Origin of the sequence: Solemya pervernicosa gill symbiont, from assembly GCF_002020875.1 — a bacterium.
Classification (GTDB): Bacteria; Pseudomonadota; Gammaproteobacteria.
The window spans coordinates 1-2,398 of record NZ_MPRL01000134.1 but is presented as its reverse complement, the minus strand read 5'-3'; the positions used below and the strand labels follow the sequence as shown (position 1 = coordinate 2,398).

Here is a 2,398-nt window from a genome sequence, read left to right as displayed (position 1 = left end):
CGGGGCGCCGTAGGCATAAACGGTCGCGTTAAGTATTTGCCGCTTGCTTGGGCTTGGACGCCCAAAACAAGCTTCCGCAAAAATAGCGACTCCCCGACCGATTATGCATCGATTTTCCGTTAGAGTTAATCATTAATATTCTGGGTCAATGTAAAGTCTATTGAGGCAGGGTTGCGGGTTTGCAGAGTTACCGACGAGTCTGTACTTCGACCCAATTATTGTCGAATTGCTTGCTGATCAGGAAATCTGATATCAGTACTAAAACGAATTTATAGAAACGTCAGCGGCTGGGGAGACCCAACGACACGCCAAATAGAAACAACTATTAAACCAGACGGCTTCGACCCTACCTGCCTTACTTACAAGCGGGTCTGCTATCCGCCATAACTCTATCCAACGCCCTCTGCCCCTGTCGTGGTCGCGCAATGTCATGCGGCTCTAACATTTCACACTCATCCTTGACCATCTGTTCGATAGTCACCGGGTAGTACTTGCAATCATCAGGGCGGGCCTCATAGATGTCGCAGCTATATTTGTTCTGATTAGGCAGCTTATTGAGCCAGGGACAGAGAGTCAGCTGCTCGCCCGTATCGGGGTTTACCCAGATAGCCCCATCACGAACATATCGATAGATGTCAGGCCTGAACTCGGACCAGAATTCGATCTCATCTTCTGAAGCAGAGAGACCACCATTACTGTAGTTAATGCAGCACTTACCGCACTGATTACACCCTTTCACGATCAGACTATTTCCGATTGTTTGGTTGGCATATACCGTCCATCCCGATCTAATTTGTTAGACGACTCTGCTCATCGACCAACCAACAGAGCGCCTCATCTCGTCCGGAAAATATCTTTAACTTCCACTCATCATTACGCGGATAGGATGCCAGGGTTTCTGTAGCGACCTTTGTAACTCGGCTATAAGCCACAACAGCCATCACATTGATCTCTTTAATTGTCGCTATCTCCAATTGAGCCTGGAAATCGTAGGTATATGAGTTGATCTTGTTAATCAGCAGTGAAAAAGGTGCCTTTAGGTGCGACAGCAAAAACTCATGGTATTGATGCACCATATCCATATCTATCTCTACACCGTCATTAATCATTACTTCAGCAATGTCATCCTGAAGAATAATAATTTTTGCAAACGGCAACTCATACAAATCCATACTTCACTCTCATTTATTGTAAAACACGACTCGATCACGCCCACTCGACTTGGCCTGGTAGAGCGCCCTGTCGGCAATGGCGATACCCTCTCTGTCCTGACCACCTCCGTTAGTGGTGGTCACTCCAATAGAGATACTAATTCCGGGCAGTCGATTGCCATCCTCTCCCTTGATCGATAGCTCACCAATCGCTTGACGGATTCGTTCGGCACCGGCGACTGCATCATCCTTACCCGTCTCTGGTAGCAACACCAGAAACTCTTCACCGCCGTATCGCACTGCTGAGTCGGTGGGACGAATGTGATTGATGATGGTTGCTGCGACCATTCGTAGCGCCTCATCCCCGGCAAGATGGCCGTAGCTGTCGTTGTAGTTCTTAAAGTGGTCGATGTCGAGCAACATCAGCCCCATTGAACTGTTGCCAGTCATTGAACGTTCGACCAGACGCGGCAACATCTCATCGAGCCAACGTCGATTGAAAAGCCCAGTCAAGAAGTCGATGCGAGAACTCTCCTCACAGCGACGCTGGAGTAGTAGCGATTCTCCCAGGCTGTCGTTGTCGTTACGCACCCTTGATGAGAGCGTATGCAGCAGGTTACGGGCAAAGATGTGCGAGCGATTGATCAGACGCCAGACATCTTCTCGCTTGATCGCCATCAGCATGGTGGGTTGATCGGCGACCACATGGGCCGCGCTACCCTTCTCATCAAGCACTGAGAGCTCACCCACACAGCCTCCGGCTGTCAGCTCAGTGATGGCGATCTTCCCCTCAACCTCCAGCTCAACGCGCACACTCCCCTCGAAGATGAGATAGAAGCGTTTATTCTCCTCGCCTGTCTCAAGCAGGACATCTCCCGACTGCAGACGACGCTCCTCCATACTATCGAGCAGCCACTCAACAGCGGCCGGGCTCTCACCACGGAGCAGCTCATGCTCCACCAGCTGCTCGGCGTTAATACTGATTAAACTATTTGCCACAACGGCTCTCCGTCACACACCAGAAACCCCACTGCTCCGGCTGCGACCATTCGCAGTTGTATGAATCGATAACTGGAAATCCTGAAATAGCCACACCGCCAGTCCCAGAGCACGAGGAAGACGGCTGACCGTTTTGAGAAGAGATATCCATCGCTGACCGCCATGGAGAGCGAAGTGAGGGCGGTTAGTCCTCGATAGTCGACGCCGTCTGCATATTCGTAGTTGAGAGCGCGAGCGAACGACGAAGA

4 protein-coding genes are annotated in these 2,398 nt (G+C 50.7%); all 4 read right to left on the bottom strand.

Features of this window, described 5'->3' with window-relative positions; genetic code table 11:
• Positions 1 to 355: 355 nt before the first annotated feature.
• Positions 356 to 739, bottom strand: coding sequence for a YkgJ family cysteine cluster protein (locus tag BOW52_RS16605; RefSeq protein ID WP_078485201.1), 384 nt, complete (start codon positions 737 to 739; stop codon positions 356 to 358).
• A gap of 49 nt (positions 740 to 788) precedes the next feature.
• Positions 789 to 1,172, bottom strand: coding sequence for a hypothetical protein (locus tag BOW52_RS16600; RefSeq protein WP_078485200.1), 384 nt, complete (start codon positions 1,170 to 1,172; stop codon positions 789 to 791).
• A gap of 9 nt (positions 1,173 to 1,181) precedes the next feature.
• Positions 1,182 to 2,150, bottom strand: coding sequence for a GGDEF domain-containing protein (locus BOW52_RS16595; RefSeq protein WP_078485199.1), 969 nt, complete (start codon positions 2,148 to 2,150; stop codon positions 1,182 to 1,184).
• Positions 2,135 to 2,398, bottom strand: a 264-nt coding sequence (locus BOW52_RS17615) for a hypothetical protein (RefSeq protein WP_236725798.1), incomplete at its 5' end; no start/stop codon positions are given. The genes BOW52_RS17615 and BOW52_RS16595, both read right to left, overlap by 16 nt.

Bases quoted from the DNA above. Each gene is read 5' to 3' on its own strand.
- BOW52_RS16600 (WP_078485200.1), bottom strand. From the start codon at position 1,172: ATGGATTTGTATGAGTTGCCGTTTGCAAAAATTATTATTCTTCAGGAT.